Consider the following 17420-nt stretch of genomic DNA (forward strand, 5'->3'; position numbering starts at 1 on the left):
GGCCAGCCCGGCCATCATCAAGCGGCCTTGCGAACCGAGCGGAACGTTTCGTTCACGCCGATTGCGGTCGAGGTGATATTCTTGAACTTCGGATTGTAGATCGTCGGGAAGTCCACCTCGACGAGCCAGGCCATCGGCACTTCCTCGACGAGGATTTTCTGGACCTTCGAATAGGCAGCCTGGCGATCCTTGTCGGCCACGCTGCGCGCACCCGCCGCAAAGGCCTCGTCGACCTCGGGGTTCGAGTAGCCGGTGCAGTTCGAATAGGCGAGGCCCTGCTTGATATTGCTGGACAGGAAGAACCGAGCGACGCCCAGAGCCGGATCGCCATACTGATAGGGATAGTTCGAGGTCATCTCGAAGTCCCAGTTGCCATAGCGCTGTGTCCAGGAGGCCGGATCCGACGGCTCGATCTCGACACGAATGCCGATCAGCGCGAGCTGCTGCTGCACCAGTTCGGCAAAGCGCGCCCAGGTCTCTCCCCACGGCAGGCGCATGAATTTGACGGTGCGGCGCACGCCGTCCGCGCCCGGTTTCAGACCCATCTCGTCCAGCAGAGCTTTCGCCTTGTCGAGATTGTAATCGTAAGCCTTTACATCCGGCTCGTAGAAGCGGGTGCGATAGCTCACCGGCCCCGTCGCAGGCTTGCCCAGGCCGAAGAAGATCATGTCCGTGAAGAGCTGCTTGTCCAGCGCGTAGCAGATCGCTTGGCGGAAGCGCACGTCGTTGAAGGGCGCGACGCGGGTGTTGAACTCGATCCGGGCGACCGGCGCCATCAGTTCATAGCCCTTGGTCTCAAGGGCCAGATGGGGCAGGCTCGCAATGCGCTTCACATCGAACATTTCGATATCGAAGGAGCTCGACAGGTCCGCCGTGCCCTGCTCCAGCGCCACCGCGCGCGAGGCACCGTCGGGCAGGATGTGGAAGATCAGCTCGTCGAGATGCGGCTCACCCTGGCCATGGTAATCGGGGTTTTTCTCCAGCCGGATGAACGAGCCGCGGCGCCATTCGGCGAGCTTGAACGGGCCCGTGCCGATCGGGGTATTGTTGGCCGGATTGGTACGGAAGTTGGTGCCCTTGTAGAGATGGGCGGGGATCATCGGAGCCGACGAGAATTCGAAAGCCATAATGAAGGGGCCAAAAGGCTCGCGCAGGGTGAAGCGCACGGTATGGGCGTCAAGCGCTTCGATGCTTTTGCAATAGCCGAAGTTCACTCGGGCGCGGGCATGCATCTCCGTGAGGAAATCCTTGCAGGTGAAGACGACGTCTTCGGCCGTGAAGGGCTTTCCGTCATGCCATTTGGCATTCTCAACCAGATGGAAGGTGTAGACGAGACCGTCATCCGAAATCTCCCAGCTTTTTGCCAGGCCCGGCTTCGGCTTGAAGTCGAAATCATAGGTCAGCAGACCTTCGTACATCTTGCCGCAGACCAGCTGAACCTGGGCATTCTGCTCGAGTCCGATGAAGAGCGTCGCGGGCTCAGGATTGCAGATGATGTTCATCGCATTGCGGCCGCCCGCCTGGCCCCAGGCCATCTGAGGCAGGAAGGAGGCCATCACCCCCACGGCGGTGCCGGCTTTCAGCAGGGCCCGGCGTGTCGGTTGGAACTGGGTCATGGATCGGTCCTCTCTGTTCGATTTGGTCTTTATGCTGGTTCATGCCAGTGACGCCCTGGCACGGCATCGATCAGGCTACGGGTATAGGCGGCTTGCGGGTTGCCGAAGACGGCGGAGACTTCGCCTTCCTCGACGATCTTGCCGCGATGCAGAACGATGGCGCGATCGCAGATCTGAGAGGCGACGCGCAAGTCATGCGTGATGAAGAGCATCGCCAAATGCATCTCGTCACGGATCTCGCGTAGCAAGTCGAGCACCTGCGCCTGCACCGAGACGTCCAGCGCCGAGACCGCTTCGTCGGCGATCAGCAGATCAGGTTCGACTGCAAGTGCCCGCGCGATGCCGATCCGCTGGCGCTGTCCACCTGAGAACTCGTGCGGATAGCGCGCGGCGGCAGCGGGCTCGAGCCCCACGCGGGCCAGCAGCCGGTCCATTCGCGCCTTGGCGATCGCCGGATCTACACCCTGCGCAAGCGGCCCGGTCATGATCGAACGACCTACCGTGTGGCGTGGGTTGAGGGACGCGAAGGGGTCTTGGAAGATGATCTGCGCCTTGGCGCGGTAGGCTTTGAGTTCCTCGCCCTTAACATGGGCGATATCCTTGCCCCCAAAGAGGATGCGCCCTCCATCGACCGGGAACAGCCGCATGAGGCACTGCCCGATCGTGGACTTGCCCGATCCGGATTCGCCGACGAGCCCAAGCGTCTCCCCCCTTGCGATAGTGAAGGAGACATTATCCACCGCCACGAACTCGCGCGTGGGCGAGAAGAAGCCACCTTGGGTGTGATAGACCTTGCGGAGCCCCTCGACCTGAAGCACCGGCTTTTCGACGGTCTCGGGCGCGGGCTCCTCGCGAAAGCGCGGCACGGCGGCGACCAGAGCCTTGGTATAGGGATGCTCGGGATGGCTCAGGATCCTCTTGGCCGGTCCCTGCTGGACGATCTCGCCCTTGCGCATCACGACCACGTTGTCGGCGATATCTGCAACGACGCCGAAGTCGTGGGTGATGAACATCACTCCCATGCCGCGGCTGCGCTGCAGATGGTGGATCAGCGACAGGATCTGCGCCTGGGTGGTCACGTCGAGGGCGGTGGTCGGCTCGTCGGCGATCAGGATATCGGGCTCCAGCGCCAGCGCCATAGCGATCATGACGCGCTGTCGCTGCCCGCCCGACAGGCGGAACGGGTACCGGTCGATCAGGTTCTCGGGGTCGGGCAAGCCCACTGCTTCGAGAAGCGCGAGCACCTTGGTCCGGTGCTCCGCAGCGGGCACGCCATGGGCCTCCATCACCTCGGCAATCTGCCGGCCGATCTTCATGACCGGGTTGAGCGAGGTCATGGGTTCCTGAAAGATCATCGCAATGCGCGCCCCGCGCAGCTTGCGAAGGGCGGGTTCGGGCAAGGTCAGCAGATCCTGCCCGTCAAAGAGGATCCGCCCCGACTGCACCTTCAGGCTGTCGGGCGGCAGAAGCCCCATGATGGTGTTCGCGGTGACCGACTTGCCCGAGCCGGATTCACCAACGATGCACAGGATCTCGCCCCGGTCGAGGGTGACCGAGACATTGTGCACCGCGTGACTGCGATCCCCCGAGGAGGGCAGAGCCACCGTCAGGCCGCTGATTTCAAGCAGATGCCCGGTCATTGGCGGCCCTTTCTGGAAAGGCGCGGATTCAGCACGTCGTTGAGCGCATCGCCGACAAGGTTCAGGGCCAAGACCACAAGCAGAATCACCATTCCGGGGAAGAAGCTCATCCACCAGGCCTGGCGCAGCACGGTGCGGGCGGCACCGATCATGAAGCCCCAGCTCATGCGGTTGGGGTCACCCAGGCCAAGGAAGCTGATTGCGGCTTCGGTCAGAATCGCCGAGGCCACCATGAGCGAGGCCATGGCGATCACCGGCGAGAGCGTGTTGGGCAGGATTTGCCCCCAGATGATCTGCCAGTTGCTCTGGCCCAACACCTCTGCGGCGCGCACGAATTCGCGGTTGCGCAGGCTGGCGAACTCGGACCGCACCAGACGCGCGACCGGCGGCCAACTGACGATGCCGATGGCAAGCGTGATCGACAGAATCGAAGGCGACAGGATGGCCACGAGCAGTAGTGCGAAAACGAATGTCGGGATGGTCTGGAAGAACTCGGTGATACGCATCAGCGCGTCGTCGATCCAGCCGCCATAAAAGCCTGCGAGCATGCCGAAGAGAAGCCCGAAGATCAGCGCCACCAGTGTGGAGGTCAGTCCGACAAGGATCGAGACCCGCGCCCCATGGATCAGTCCCGTCATGATGTCCCGTCCCATCATGTCGGTGCCGAAGAGAAAGCGCGCGTCCTGCATCGGGGGCAGGAAGGGACGGCTCGCCATCTTCCACGGATCGCCCGGTGCAATCAGCGGCGCGAAAATGGCTGCGAGCACGGCGAGCAGCAGAATTGTCAACCCGATGAGGGCCTTGGGATTACACAGGAACTGCTTCAGCGACTGGTTCATGCGCTGGCTCCGATCCGAGGATCGACCACGCGATAAAGCAGGTCGGTCAGAATATTGAACAGGACGACCATGATCGAGGTGATCAGGAAGACGCCCATCAGCACCTGATAGTCACGTTGCACCAGCGCATCGAAGGCAAGGCGCCCGATGCCCGGCCAGCTGAACACCGTCTCGGTCAGGATCGCGCCGCCCACGAGCTGGCCGGCTTGGATCCCCGCCAACGTGATCACCGGGAGGATTGCGTTGCGCAGCATGTGGCGGCGCAGGATGATGTTTGGCGCAAGTCCTTTGGCCCGAGCTGTGCGCACGAAGTCCATGTCGCGCACTTCCAGCATCGAGGCGCGGGTCATCCTGCTGTAGACCGTCATGTAGAACAGTCCCAACGTGAAGGCCGGCAGCACCAGATGATGCGCGACATCGAGGACATAGTCCCAACCCTGCAGATTGGCTCCCACGGTGATCATGCCGAAAGCAGGAAACCAGCCCAGCCAGACTGAGAAGAGCAGGATGGACATCATGCCGATCCAGAAAAGTGGAGTGGCATAGAAGACCAGCGACAGGATCGACACCACCAGATCCGGCATCTTGCCTGCCTTCGCGGCCGCGATGGACCCGAGCACGATTCCGGCCAGAAGCGCGAAGATGAAAGCGCTGCCGGTCAGCAGGAGTGTAGCCGGCAGGCGCTCTGCGATCAGGTTCGCGACCGACATGCCCTGACGATAGGAATAGCCCAGATCGCCCTGCAGGACGTTCCCGACGTAGAAGATGAACTGCCGCCAGACTGGCTCATTCAGCCCGAACTGTTCGCGCAGCTGCTTCATGAAAATCTCGTCCGCGACGCCGGCCTGACCGGCCATGACCGAGGCCGGGTCGCCAGGCGCCAGACGGATCAGAAGGAAATTCAGCGCCACGATGGCGAGAATGACGCCGACAGACTTTCCCGCGCGGAGCGCGATCGCGCGCAACAGCTTCATGACCGGAGCGCGGTCGTGACAGCCGCGTCGCTGGCGGGTCTGGTGGAGGCCATCAACTCTTCATCCCTCTCATGATCTGCGGATTAGTGTTCTTGCTTGCCGCAACCATCGTATTGGTATACAATTCGTCCGGTTTGTATTATGGCCATCCTAGCATTCGGCCGTTTGCCGTCAATAGGTTTCAGCCCAACTGCGACTTCCAGCTCGAGGAGCCATTCTTGAACGACAGCCCCCCAGCCCCCAAACCGTCGCCCGAAATCGACGACAGGCTTTATCTTCAATCCGTTGCGCGAACCTTCCAGGTGCTGGAGGCCCTTGCAAACGTGCCGAGGCCGCCCTCGCTGCGTGAGCTGGCACAGCTGTCAGGGCTCGACAAAAGCGCGGTCCAGCGCATTGCCTACACGCTGCAGTGCCTGGGCTACATGGAGCGCGATTCACAGAGCGGCGGCATCGTTCCGGGGCGCCGTCTGCTCGACCGCAGCTTCGATTATTTGCGCAGCAATCCCCTGATCGCGCAGGTCACGCCGGTTCTGTCGAACCTGCGCAAGGTGACCGGAGAGCGGGTGGATTTCAGCCTCTTCGATCGGCACACGACGCTGTATGCGCTCCGCATGCAGAGCAAACGCGAGACCTTCTTCGCCACGTTGATCGGGCGCAGGATCCCCTCCTTCGCGTCCTCAGGTGGCCGGGCCTGTCTGAGCCATCTGCCCGAAGAAGAGGCCCGGCTGATCATCGAGACCTCCGACCGCAAGCCCATCACTCCCCGGACCCTGACGGATCCTGATCAGATCATGGCGCGCATCGCGGAAGCGCGCGAGGCAGGCTATGCCTGCGCCCTAGAGGAGAGCCTTTTGGGCGAGGTCGTGATCGGGGCCGCAGTGCTGGATCAGCAAGGCAGACCAGCAGGTGCTATTCACATTGCCGGATCTCTCGCCGAGTGGGACGAACAGAGATTCCGGCGCAAGTTCTCGCCCCTGCTTCTCGAGGCGACCCGGGCCCTATCGGGCTGAGGGCCTCGAGGAGCTGACCGGCACGCGATCAGCGTGCCGGAAATAGACGCAGCACGGCCTCCGTCCCCTCGTCGATCGCATCGCGCGAAAAGCGCAGCGGGTGGTAAGCGCCCCTACGCCAGTCTTCGGCCATGTCGCGGAAATGCAGCGAGGCCGGATCGCCCGACTGACCCGGCAGAGTGACGAACCGGCTGTTGTCCCACGCCCCCACATCCATCACGAGCCGTAAAGAGGGGCCGGTGATGATGCCGAAATCGCCGGCGCGGTAGGGGGCATAGTTCGGGCTCGAACCGCCACCGCCGACGGGGAGTCGCGGAATCGAGAGCCGTTCGGCTTGATCCGGGAACAACCGCGCCAGCGGATGCACCAGCGTCAGCGCGTGCAGATCTCCCCACTTCCAGCCTGCGCTGTCCGGCCCGAGCTGCGCCGAGAGCCCTTCCCAGGCAGCCGCCAGCGTGCCTGCGAGCAGTGCATCACGCTGCGCCGTAGGGTCGGCATCAAACCAGTGCTGCGGTGCTTCGATCACCTCCGCAATGCTTTGAACATCATAAGGCATCAGCAGCGAATGGACCGCCTCGTCCGCGCCAAAGGCCTTGCCGAGTTGAGGCTTCAGGTAACGGGTAAGCCAGAATTCGAACAGGGCGGCCTGCGCGCTGTCGACGGAGGCCCAGCCATTCCAGCCGGATAGAAGGACACGGGCCTTCTCGGCCTCACCCTCCATGGCGGGAAGTTCGGCCAGAACCGTGCAGATCCGCTTGGCGATCTCGGAATGAACGTCGTTTTGTAACCGGCAGGAGCCATCCAGATCGTGACCTTTTGATTCACCAAGAACCGCGTGGATCCGATCGGACCGGCTCCGGTCGAGCCACTCGAAACCGATCGCGGCTCCGGTCTCCTGCCAGCCCTCGGGCAGATTCATCTCGTTCGCGGTTGCGATGAAACCGCATTCCGGATTTACCTCAACGGGTTGCTCGCCTGGGGCGAGGAATCCGGCCCACTCGTAGCGTCCGTCACCCGGCACAGGCAGCAGTCCGTTCCAATTCGGCCGGATCGGCACGGCACCCGAGGGATGCCAGGCGATGGTTCCGTCGATGCCTGCAAAGACATGGTTGACTGAAGGCGTGCCCCAGTTCTCCAGGGCCTTCACATAGCCCGCATAGTCCCGCGCCTGCATGACCTTGAGGCTGGCCATATAGGGCGCCATGCCCGGCTCGGACCACACGGTGCGCAGCGCGTAGGCACGCCCGCTGCCCGGCTCTTCGGCAATCACCGGGCCATGCTGGGTATATCGCAGGGTCAGCGCAATCGGCTCGTGACCACGGACCTCGAAATGCTCGACCTGCTCGCGCATCTCTTCCCAGCCTGCACCATAGCGGTAGCGGTTCGGCGCGGCGGGATCCGTCTCGTAGACGTAGACGTCCTCCTGATCGCCGCCAAAGATCGTCAGCGAATAGGCAAAGTGCTCGTTATGCCCCAGCGAAATCCCCGGCACGCTGGGTTCGCCCATCCCGATAACGTCGAGCCCGGGCATGGTCAGATGCACCATGTAGCGCAGTGATGGCAGCGCATGGGCACGGTGCGGATCCGAGGCCATGATGGGCCGCCCCGTTGCGGTCAGCGCACCAGAGATTGCCCAGTTGTTTGAACCTTCCGAGTCACCGGCCCGCAGGACATCGCCGAGCGGAGTCACCTTGCGCCAGCGACCGGCCTCGGCGAGGGTGGCGGCAAGTCGCTCGTGGCTGAAGGTGACGGGCGCTGTGGCCAGCGCGAAGGTGTCCAGCACCGACAGTGGGATGTTGGAGATGTCGAGATCTTCGGCGTGGGTTGGGGAGACCTTGGGCTCAATCTTACGGCGCAGGGCATCAAGCCGGTCGCCACCTTTTGAGACGACATGGGCACGGATGACTTCGGACAGGCCGTTGCGGGTCAGGCAATGGCTGCGGATGCGCACTACGTCCTCGGGCCGCCAGCGGGCCGGGCGCGTGCCTAACAGCCCGAACTCTTGGGGTTGGGGGGCCTCGCCAGCTTCGATTTGGGCAATGCGGGCATTGATCCCCGCTACGAACGCGGTGCAGATCGCCTCCGAATCTGGTCCGTAGGCGGCCCATTCCGGCTCCATGTCGCCATGATAGAGAAACAGGCGCGCCGCACGATCCTGCTCCAGATATCCGGGGCCGAAATCGGCGGCCAGAAGGCCCAGACCCCGCTTGCGCCACAGGTCTATCTGCCAGAGCCGATCACGCGCTGCGTTCCAGCCCTGGGCAAAGAACAGGTCGTCTCTGGTTTCAGCCCGAATGTGAGCTATGCCCTGTCGGTCGATAGCGATTTCGACCGGTCGCTCCAGGCCCGACAGCACGAATGAGATGCCAATGTTGTTCTTCTCGGCGTCGTGCCCCATCCCGATCCCCTGCCCATTCCTGTTTGCTTGAATCGCCGTTGACCATGCCGAAGGCATACTCACTAATCAACCCGAGCGCATTGCCAGGAAATACTACCGTCGCTATTTTTGGGACTTAGTTATTGTACAGGGCCGTGGTGGGGCTGAGCCAAGGACAGACAGGTCATCGCTTCTTGCCATCCTACCCTGCAGGTCTGGCGCACCTTTAGGATTCTGCTCCCGGGCCTGATCGACCCTGCCGGGAGCGACGGAAGAGCTTGCAATCCACCGCAGAGCGAGCCGCTCTGCAAAATCGACCGGGACATCAAGGCCCTAACTGATCTCTAGAGCAGGCTTCACCTCACACGGGACCAGATGCCGGCCACCACGCCGCATCACCGGCGCGAGGAATGGGTTGACTTTAAATTAGAAGTCACTAAATAAGACTTATCTAAATTAAAGACCTGTTCCACATTCCCCATGTCAGAGGTGACCATGTCCCTTCCCGTCCTCACACCTGCCGAAGCCAAGCTTAGGCTCGACCAGGGCGCCGTTCTCGTCGACATTCGCGAGACGGACGAACACGCTCGTGAGAAGATTCCCGGCGCCCACCTGATGGCCCTATCCCGCCTGGACGAGGCCAACCTGGGCCAATGGGACGGGAAACCCATGATCTTCCACTGCAAGAGCGGAGCCCGCACCAAAGCCAATGTCGGCCGTCTGTCAGCCAAGGTTGGCGGCGCCTGCGAGGCCTTTATCATTGACGGAGGCATCGACGCCTGGAAGACGGCCGGCCTGCCCGTCACGGTCGATCGCCGCCAACCGCTGGAGTTGCAGCGCCAGGTGCAGATCGGGGCCGGCAGCATGGCGTTCCTCGGAACCCTCCTGGGCGTTCTGGTGTCGTCCTGGTTCCTCTTCGTTCCGGCTTTGGTGGGCGCGGGTCTGATGGTGGCCGGCATCACCGGGTTCTGTGGCATGGCACGGATCCTGATAAAGGCCCCCTGGAACCGGAGGGTCTACGCTCCGACCCAGAAGGCTTCCATGGCCTAAGGACATCATGATGGACCTGTCCCTCACCCAAAGCGTCCTTGGCCTGGCCTCGGGCTCGCTTGTCGGCTTCACGCTCGGCCTCGTGGGCGGGGGCGGCTCGATCCTGGCGGTGCCGCTGCTGGTCTATCTCGTCGGCGTGTCCAACCCGCATCTGGCCATCGGCACGAGCGCGATTGCGGTGGCGGCAAATGCCGCCGCCAACCTCGCCAACCATGCTCGCGCGGACTGCTATATTTCCAAGATATGTCGGTGCCCGCAAGCCTCACCCGCTTTCGCATGTGCTCGTCCATAGCCACCGCCGCCTGGTGTTAACACATCGATGACGTCACCCGTTTCAATCTGGTGCTGCGCCTTGGGATCAATTGGCTTGCCATTAATCCAGAGCCCACCGACAGCGCCAGCGCTGCCTCCGGACAACCCGGGCGCGCCGATTTTCGTGCGTTCAGACAGGAAGCTAACGACGGCTCCAGGCTTACCGGTATAGGCAAAGCGGATACGTTGGCCTCTTCCACCATGGAACAGGCCCGCTCCGCCGCTGTCGCGCGAGATCGATTTCTCCAGCACTCGTAGTGGCGCCGTCGCCTCGATGACTTCGCTTGGCGTCGAGGAAATGTTTCCAGGCCAACTCATCACGTCGAGGCCATTGCGCTTGGCTGAAGCGCCCATGCCTCCATTGAAGAAGAACAGATTGGTCAAGGGCCGCCCAGATGCGTCGATAGAAGCCAGATTTAGGCACCAGATCGGTGAACCGGAACCAGCGATGATGTGCTCTGGCACGATTTCGCCGAGCGCCTGGAAGACCAGGGTCGGCAGGAAATGCCCGATCAGAACGCGCGAACCGCCGGACGCTGGGAACACCGGATTGACGATTGAGCCTTCCGGCGCGGTGACTTCAATTGGCGCAATAAAGCCGTCATTATTCGGGATTTCCGGCGCCAGGATACACTTCAACGCATAGGCGGTCATGGAATAGGTGTAGTTCATGGCGCAGTTGATGGCCTTGTGAACCTGTGGCGACGAGCCGGTATAATCCACATGCAGGCAATCGCCGGAAACGATTACGGCTACCTCGAGCCTGATCGGTTGATCCGTTAGGCCGTCTGTCGAAAGCTCCGCACGATAGGTGCCATCAGGCAGCTCGCTGATCGCCTTGCGCATGGCAGCTTCGGACCGGGCTCTAACCTGCATGGAAAAATCCTCCAGGTTATAGAGTCCGTACTCGCCCAGCACTTCGTTGATGCGGGCGTCAATCAGCGCAAGCGTATTCAACTGGGCCATCAGGTCACCCTCAACTAGCTCGGGCACCCGGACATTCTTTCGCAGGATGGCCATCAGCGTTTGGTTGATGACACCGGCCTCAGCCAGTTTCATCAGCGGGATCTGAAGACCCTCCTCGAAGATCTCCCTTGGCTCCGGTGAGCGGATCTTACCTCCAATGTCTGGGGCATGAGCCGTCGAGGCCGCAAAGCCGATCAGCACGCCTTGATAAAACAGGGGGCGCACCACAGTAATGTCCGGCAGGTGACCGGTGCCTGCGAACATGTCATTAGTGATCAGGATATCGCATTCGACCAGGGTTTCCTCGGGGAACTTCTGCAGGAATGACCTGACAGTCCGCGGCAGGGTGCCGATAAAGGACGGCAAGCTATCGCTTGCCTGGACCAGTGAATTGCCGCGACGATCGGTGATGATCACCGAAAAGTCATAGGAATCGCGCACGACCGTCGAGAAGGAAGTCCGCACCAGAGCTGCCGCTCCCTCATCAACGACGGCTATCAGGCGCTTCCAAATGGTTTCAAGAGTGATAATGTCCATTTTCTCGCGTCCCCGGTACGCGCTCAGGCCAGATCGATGATCAGCGTGCCATCCGCAGTGACGGTGACGCTGCATTCGTGGCCAGCGACGATCGTGCTGTGCTTTTCTTCAATGAGGATTGGCCCATCATGGCAGCCGAAATCCAACGCCTGCCTGTGGCATACTGGCACCCTGCGGGACGCCATGCCCTGCTGCATGACCAGCATACGCTCGCTTGTCTGGCGCGCCTCGCCGGCCTCTGTCAGGAGATTGACTGGTCCGCTATAGCTTGGTGACGTGGCAACCACGCGGATCATGCTGATTTCGATAGGCTGGCCGGGCAAGGCGCGGCCAAAATGGTGCCTGTATGTCTCGTTGAACAACCGCTCCCACTCTTGAAGCGCGACGGTATCAATCGTTCCACCGGGAATGCGCAAGGTCAAATCGGTGCCCTGGCGGCTGTAACGGATGTCGATCAGCCGTTCAGTCTCGCAACTGCCCTCGACGCTGCGCCTAACCACGGCGCGCGCTTCTTCCTCCAGGACGGCGAAGCGGGCTTCGATCTCTGCCGGAGAAATCCTGTCAAGCAAACGGCCGACAGGCTGACTGCGGTCGCTGCGCGCCGGCGCGATCAGCAGACCAAGCGCCGAGGCGACACCGGCCGCGACCGGAACGATCACCCTGGCAATGCCCAATTTCTTTGCCACGTGAACAGCATGGACGGGTGCCGCGCCACCGGTCGCATAGAGCGTGAAGGTTCTGATGTCGCGCCCATGCGAGGCGACATGGACGCGCGCGGCCGCCGCCATGTTTTCGCAGACAATATCATAGACCCCAAAGGCGACTTTTTCTCCGTCAAGCAGCAATTCAGCCCCAAGACTAGCGGCCGCCTCACGTGCCTTGTCGAGCGCAATCGGTATGTCTCCGCCGGCGAAATAGTCGGGGTTCAGCGCCCCGATCAGGAAGTCACTGTCGGTTACAGTAAGATGGCTACCGCCTAGGCCATAGACCACGGGCCCTGGGTTGGACCCAGCGCTCTGCGGGCCGACCTTGAGCAGACCGAGCTTATCCTTGTGCGCTAGGCTGCCGCCGCCCGCGCCGATCTCGATCAGTTCGACCGTTGAAATGTGCATCGGCAGGCCGCTGCCGCGCGCGAAGCGTTTTTCCGGGGCAGCCTCGAACGCATAGGCCAGCTTAGGCGTCCCTTTCTCAACCAGGGCGAGCTTGGCGGTCGTGCCGCCCATGTCGAAAGCCAGAATACGGTCCTCGTCGAGGCGCTGCGCGAAGCTCGCCGCTGACAGGACCCCCGCGGCAGGACCGGATTCCAGCAGGCGCACAGGAAATGCCATTGCCTCGTCGACATCGGTCAGGCCGCCATTGGAAAGCATCATGCTCAAGGGAGCGGTGATACCCGCTTCTAAGAGCGCGTTTTGTAGGCGACCTATGTAAGAGCGGGCCAGCGGCTGCAGATAGGCGTTTGCCGCGGTCGTCGACATGCGCTCGAACTCGCCGATCTGGGGCGCCACCTCGCACGACGCAGTCACCGCGAGATCGGGGAACCATTCCCGTATAGATTCAAAGGCTGCCTTCTCGTGAGCAGAGTGAATATATGAATTCTGAAAGCATACGGCGAGTGAATCGATCTGCTGGTCGCGCAATTCATCCACCGCCGCACGTAAATGCGTCTTGTCGAGCGGTCGGTGGACTTGCCCATCCGCGCCGATGGACTCTACCACGCCGCGGCGCAGTACCGCTGGGATGACAGGGGCCGCTATCGACAGATGCAAGTCGTAGATATCGTATTTTTTCTCGCGGCCGATAGACAAGGTGTCCTCGAAGCCGGCTGTGGTGATCAGGCCAGCGCGGGCGCCGCGCCTTTCGATCAAGGCATTGGTGAACAGCGTAGTGGCATGAACGACTCGAGAGATTTGGTCGACCGTAACCACGCCTCCCATCGCCACCTGCACGCCTTCCATGGCGCCCCTTACTGGATTGTCATGGGTGGTTAGTACCTTCCCAGTGCGGACAGTGCCATTCGAGCAATCCAGTAGAGCGATATCTGTGAAGGTACCACCAATATCTATGCCCAAAGCGTGATCATGCATGTCCTTGCCGCTCTTCATAATTTCGCATGCGCGTCACCGATCGGCCGGACGGGTCAGCGTCAGGCCGCCTTGAAACCCTGGGCTTCACCGTCAGAGAATTACGTTTTCAAGCTCTTTGGTGTAGAATTCGCGTGCGTTACGGATATGCAGGCGCGCCAATTCCGCGGCTGTCTGATGTGAGCCCTTTTCGATCGCTGACAGGATTTCCTCGTGTTCTTCAACGATCTGTTGGGAACGTTCGGATCGCTCCGGAACGAGGCGTCGATATCGCTCGATGCGGATCATCAACTGTTCAAGGATGCGGTCCACAACGTCATTACCCGAAAGCGCCCGCATTTCAGCGTGAAATTCCAGCCCTGCACTCAGCAACAGGTCGACATCATCGATCTCCGCCAACGCCTGCATGCGTCGGTTGATCTTGCGCAAAGAGACTACCGAAATTTCACCGCGCGCGAGCCGCTCTGATACTTGCATGGTGACCATGCCCTCGAGCTGCTCGCGTGTATAGGAGAGGTTCTCCATATCCATCTTCGACAGTTTGGGTAGCTCAATGGGACGGTTCGGCTCGCGGCGCACGAAGCCGATCATCTGCGACTGCTGAATTACCTCACGCATCGGCGTGCGGCTGACTTCAAAAATGTCGATAAGGGTGTTCTCTGTGACCTGCAGCCCATCCTTGAACTGCGGGTCACACGCCCAGGTTACGAAACGCTCGAACAAGGACGACCCCCGACCCAGATAGGTCGAGCTGCTGATCATGGCCAAAGCCTTTTTCCAAGTAATTCTCTTAAAGCCGCTCTGCCATCCCGGCCTTCATGAGGGGATAGGAGGGCGGATACAAAGCATTTATTCTTAAAATATGGCGGCATTGTATGCAACCTCCTTTCAGGGCAAGTCCGGCTCAGCGCAACTCGAGGTAAAGCCGCCGAAGGAGTTCAGTACGCTCTTCAAGTTGCGTTACGTCGATCCACTCCTCAAGCGTATGCGGTCCGCCGCCGATCGCGCCTGTACCGTCAAGCACCGGAAGCCGATCAGCCACAAGATTCGCATCACTACCGCCGCCGCCGGGTGATTTCGGCAACTCAAAACCGATCTCAGCGGCAATGCGGCGTGCCTCCTCGTAGAGCGCCGTGATTGCCTGCGTTTCCTTGAAGGGGCGGCGCCAGACGCCACCCACGAACTCCACTTTGGTGTCGGGGTCGACGGGGCGAATTTCGGCGACCATGGCAAGAATTTCGTCTATCTGCTCCGGCTTAGCAATGCGGATATCCACGCGCGCCGTCGCATGCGCAGGAACAACATTCTGCTTTCCGCCGCCACTGACGATGCCAACATTGACCGTGATGTCCTTGTCATAGTCCGTCTTCCCCTCGATATTGATAATCTGATGGGCCAGTTCGACGATGGCAGAACGCCCGTCACGGTGGTTTGAGCCCGAATGCGCCGGACGTCCGGTCACGTTCAAGTCAAATTTCAGGGAACCCTTGCGTCCCGTTACTACGGATCCGTCCGAGCGCGCCCCTTCCGGTACGAGGACGTATTTGGCATCTTCGGCTAGTTCTGCGATAATTTCGCGGCTGGTCTGGCTGCCGATCTCTTCGTCAGGCGTGAAAAGCAGCGTCAGGGGGAGATGCGGCGACGGGTCGGTACCGAGCAAGCTGCGCATAGCCTCGACCGCCATGCAGCCGCCGGACTTCATGTCGTAGACGCCGGGTCCGTAGAGCCTGTCGCCCTCCTGCCGCACAGGAAGCTGCTCCAGTGTGCCAATCTTGTGCACCGTATCCAGATGGGAAATCACCAAGATGCCCTTCTGACTGCGATCTCCCCAGGGGGCCCGCACGATTAGCTTGTCACCTCGGCCGCCATATCCCTCGCGACGCTCCACTTCGAGCCCGAGCGCACGGTGATAAGCCTCGACATAGTCGACGAGTTGATTGACCGCCTCAGGCTTATCGGTCGGTGTCTCAATGCTGACCCATGTCTTGATTTGCGTCAGCAACTCATCGAAGGAGACGCACCCCACACCAATATTCTTCGATTGCCGAGTATTCACCGCTTGGATGTTCATTTTTTAAGCCTTGGGTTGAGGATATCGCGCAGCCGGTCACCGACGAAATTGACGCTCAGCACAGTCATAAAGAGGACGAGACCGGGGAAGAAGCTGATCCAATAGTCGCCACTCAGCATAAAGTTGAACCCGTTAGAGATCAGCAGACCCAGCGACGGCTCGGTGATCGGTACGCCAACACCAAGAAAGGACAGGGTGGCCTCCAGCGCGATCGAATGCGCGATCTGCATCGTTGCCACAACGATGACCGGTGGCAAGCAGTTGCGCAGCAGGTGAATATAGCCGATCTGCAGCCCGGTCAGGCCCTGGCACACCGCCGCATCGATATACTCCTTGTTCCGCTCCACGATGGCGGCGGCCCGGACGGTGCGCGCATAATAGGCCCATTGCACGACGACCAGCGCCAGGATGACCTTGTCCACTCCGCGCCCAAACAGGGCCAGCAGGATGAGGGCGATCAGGATGGTGGGAATGCCAAGCTGAAGATCGACGATGCGCATCAGCAGGGCGTCGATCCAGCCGCCACTATAGGCAGCGCACAGGCCGACGCACAGGCCGATGGCGAGGCTGAAGGCAGTAGAGGTGAAGCCGACGAGGAGGCTGGTGCGCAGCCCGTAAAGGATCGCGCTAAACACATCGCGCCCCTGCTCGTCCGTCCCCATCACATACAGTATTCCGTTTTCCCGCGCCATCGGCGGCAGCATACTGTTCATGACGTCGACTTGCATCAGGTCATAGGGGTTCTGCGGTGCAATATAGGACGCGAAAACTGCCATCAGCACGAAGGCCGTGAACACGATCAAGCCGATTATGGCGCTTTTGCTCTCGCGCAGTTCATTCCAAATGCGCAGGTACGGGTTCTCGGAAATGCTGGCCTCGGGACCAACCTTGACTGCCATGTTATCCATGGTCGCGGTTGAGCCTTGCATATATGTGTCGGTCATGATGAGCTTTTCGTGAAACGGACGCGCGGATCAAGTGTCGCGTAGAGGATGTCGACGATAAGGTTGATGACGACGAAGAGCACTGCGGCAAACATCAGGTAGGCGACGACAACCGGCCGATCGAGATTGTTGATACTTTCGATCAGCAGGCGCCCCATGCCCGGCCAAGCATAGATCGATTCCGTCACTGCAGCGAAGGCGATGACCGAGCCAAACTCCATACCGATCACGGTGATGATAGGGATGAGGATATTGGGTATCAGATGGACTCGCACCGCGTACCAATGGCCCATGCCCTTGGCATAGGCGAAGCGCATATAATCCTGCAGCATCGCTTCGCGCGTTCCTGCGCGAGCAAGGCGGATCACCAGGGCTAGCTTGAAGAGCGCCAGATTGGTCGCCGGCAGAATGACATGCTTGAAGCCGTCCCAGGTAAATATGGCCAGCTCAACGCCGAATACCGACACCGTCTCGCCGCGCCCGTTGGCAGGCAGGAGACCGAGATTGACGGCAAACACCATGATCAATAGCAGGCCGAACCAGAAGCCCGGCAGGCTGAAGCCAATGACCGAGATGCTCATGATTGCACGGCCGTACCAGGAATCGGGCTTCAATCCGGCAAGTACTCCGAGCGGCAGGCCGACGATGATGGCGACGGCCATTGCGGTTACGGCCAGCTCAAGCGTGGCGGGGAACTTCGACAGGATCAGCTGCAATGTCGGCTGATTGAAGACGAAAGACGTGCCGATATCGCCCTGCAGGGCTTGAAGCGCAAAGCGCCCATATTGCACCAGCAAGGGCTGGTCGAGCCCGAGCCTTTGCCGCGCCATCTGGATTTCCAGTTCGGTCGCGGTTTCCGGCACGAGCATGTCGATCGGATCGCCGATAGCATAGACGCCAAGGAAGACGATGACCGACATGGCGACGATCACCAGCGCGCCCTGAAGCAGGCGCTTTGCGACAAAGGAGAGCATCTGAGGTGTACCAATAGAGATGGACAGGC

Annotated in this window: 13 protein-coding genes and 1 pseudogene; 3 read left to right on the forward strand and 11 right to left on the reverse strand. The window is 60.9% G+C overall.

Going from position 1 to position 17420, the window contains the following annotated elements; genetic code table 11:
* Positions 1–17: 17 nt before the first annotated feature.
* From C4E04_RS17915 to C4E04_RS17930, 4 genes are read right to left on the reverse strand one after another with little or no spacing between them, the layout of a single operon-like run.
* Positions 18–1616 carry an ABC transporter substrate-binding protein gene (locus C4E04_RS17915; RefSeq protein WP_109599606.1) on the reverse strand — a complete coding sequence of 533 codons (1599 nt, stop codon included), beginning with the start codon at positions 1614–1616 and terminating at the stop codon, positions 18–20.
* A 29-nt stretch (positions 1617–1645) separates the two neighbouring features.
* Positions 1646–3256, reverse strand: a complete 1611-nt coding sequence (locus C4E04_RS17920) for an ABC transporter ATP-binding protein (protein ID WP_109599608.1) — start codon at positions 3254–3256, stop codon at positions 1646–1648.
* A complete protein-coding gene (locus tag C4E04_RS17925) occupies positions 3253–4095 on the reverse strand; it encodes an ABC transporter permease (RefSeq protein ID WP_109599610.1) in 843 nt (280 codons plus the stop codon). The genes C4E04_RS17920 and C4E04_RS17925 overlap by 4 nt, the downstream gene beginning before the upstream one ends.
* Positions 4092–5063: an ABC transporter permease gene (locus tag C4E04_RS17930; protein WP_162559510.1), complete on the reverse strand. Its 972-nt coding sequence runs from the start codon at positions 5061–5063 to the stop codon at positions 4092–4094. Before C4E04_RS17930 ends, C4E04_RS17925 begins: the two co-directional genes overlap by 4 nt.
* Positions 5064–5287: 224 nt before the next feature.
* Here C4E04_RS17930 and C4E04_RS17935 point away from each other — a divergent pair, with 224 nt between their 5' ends.
* On the forward strand, positions 5288–6079 hold the full coding sequence (locus C4E04_RS17935) for an IclR family transcriptional regulator (protein ID WP_245416152.1): 792 nt from the start codon (positions 5288–5290) through the stop codon (positions 6077–6079).
* Between the two features lie 28 nt (positions 6080–6107).
* On the opposite strand, the gene C4E04_RS17940 is transcribed toward C4E04_RS17935, so the two are convergent.
* Positions 6108–8477: a penicillin acylase family protein gene (locus tag C4E04_RS17940; protein WP_109599616.1), complete on the reverse strand. Its 2370-nt coding sequence runs from the start codon at positions 8475–8477 to the stop codon at positions 6108–6110.
* 474 nt (positions 8478–8951) lie between these two features.
* On the opposite strand from C4E04_RS17940, the gene C4E04_RS17945 reads away from it, so the two are divergent.
* Positions 8952–9506: a rhodanese family protein gene (locus tag C4E04_RS17945; protein ID WP_109601133.1), complete on the forward strand. Its 555-nt coding sequence runs from the start codon at positions 8952–8954 to the stop codon at positions 9504–9506.
* A 10-nt stretch (positions 9507–9516) separates the two neighbouring features.
* Positions 9517–9729, forward strand: a pseudogene (locus C4E04_RS17950) (TSUP family transporter); the annotation flags it as partial.
* A 5-nt stretch (positions 9730–9734) separates the two neighbouring features.
* On the opposite strand, the gene C4E04_RS17955 reads toward C4E04_RS17950, so the two are convergent.
* The 6 genes from C4E04_RS17955 to C4E04_RS17980 all read right to left on the reverse strand — a co-directional run bounded on the left by C4E04_RS17955 (position 9735) and on the right by C4E04_RS17980 (position 17391).
* The gene (locus tag C4E04_RS17955) at positions 9735–11321 is read right to left on the reverse strand and encodes a hydantoinase B/oxoprolinase family protein (protein ID WP_162559454.1); all 1587 of its coding nucleotides are present in this window, start codon (positions 11319–11321) and stop codon (positions 9735–9737) included.
* A gap of 23 nt (positions 11322–11344) precedes the next feature.
* Complete coding sequence (locus tag C4E04_RS17960) at positions 11345–13405, reverse strand: hydantoinase/oxoprolinase family protein (RefSeq protein ID WP_162559455.1); 2061 nt, start codon at positions 13403–13405, stop codon at positions 11345–11347.
* Between the two features lie 90 nt (positions 13406–13495).
* On the reverse strand, positions 13496–14164 hold the full coding sequence (locus C4E04_RS17965; RefSeq protein ID WP_109599622.1) for a GntR family transcriptional regulator: 669 nt from the start codon (positions 14162–14164) through the stop codon (positions 13496–13498).
* Between the two features lie 142 nt (positions 14165–14306).
* Positions 14307–15473 carry a M20 family metallopeptidase gene (locus C4E04_RS17970; RefSeq protein WP_109599624.1) on the reverse strand — a complete coding sequence of 389 codons (1167 nt, stop codon included), beginning with the start codon at positions 15471–15473 and terminating at the stop codon, positions 14307–14309.
* Positions 15470–16417: an ABC transporter permease gene (locus C4E04_RS17975; protein WP_210204583.1), complete on the reverse strand. Its 948-nt coding sequence runs from the start codon at positions 16415–16417 to the stop codon at positions 15470–15472. Before C4E04_RS17975 ends, C4E04_RS17970 begins: the two co-directional genes overlap by 4 nt.
* On the reverse strand, positions 16414–17391 hold the full coding sequence (locus C4E04_RS17980) for an ABC transporter permease (protein WP_109599626.1): 978 nt from the start codon (positions 17389–17391) through the stop codon (positions 16414–16416). Before C4E04_RS17980 ends, C4E04_RS17975 begins: the two co-directional genes overlap by 4 nt.
* Between the last annotated feature and the right edge of the window lie 29 nt (positions 17392–17420).

Origin of the sequence: Microvirga sp. 17 mud 1-3, assembly GCF_003151255.1 — a bacterium.
Taxonomy (GTDB): Bacteria; Pseudomonadota; Alphaproteobacteria; order Rhizobiales; family Beijerinckiaceae; genus Microvirga.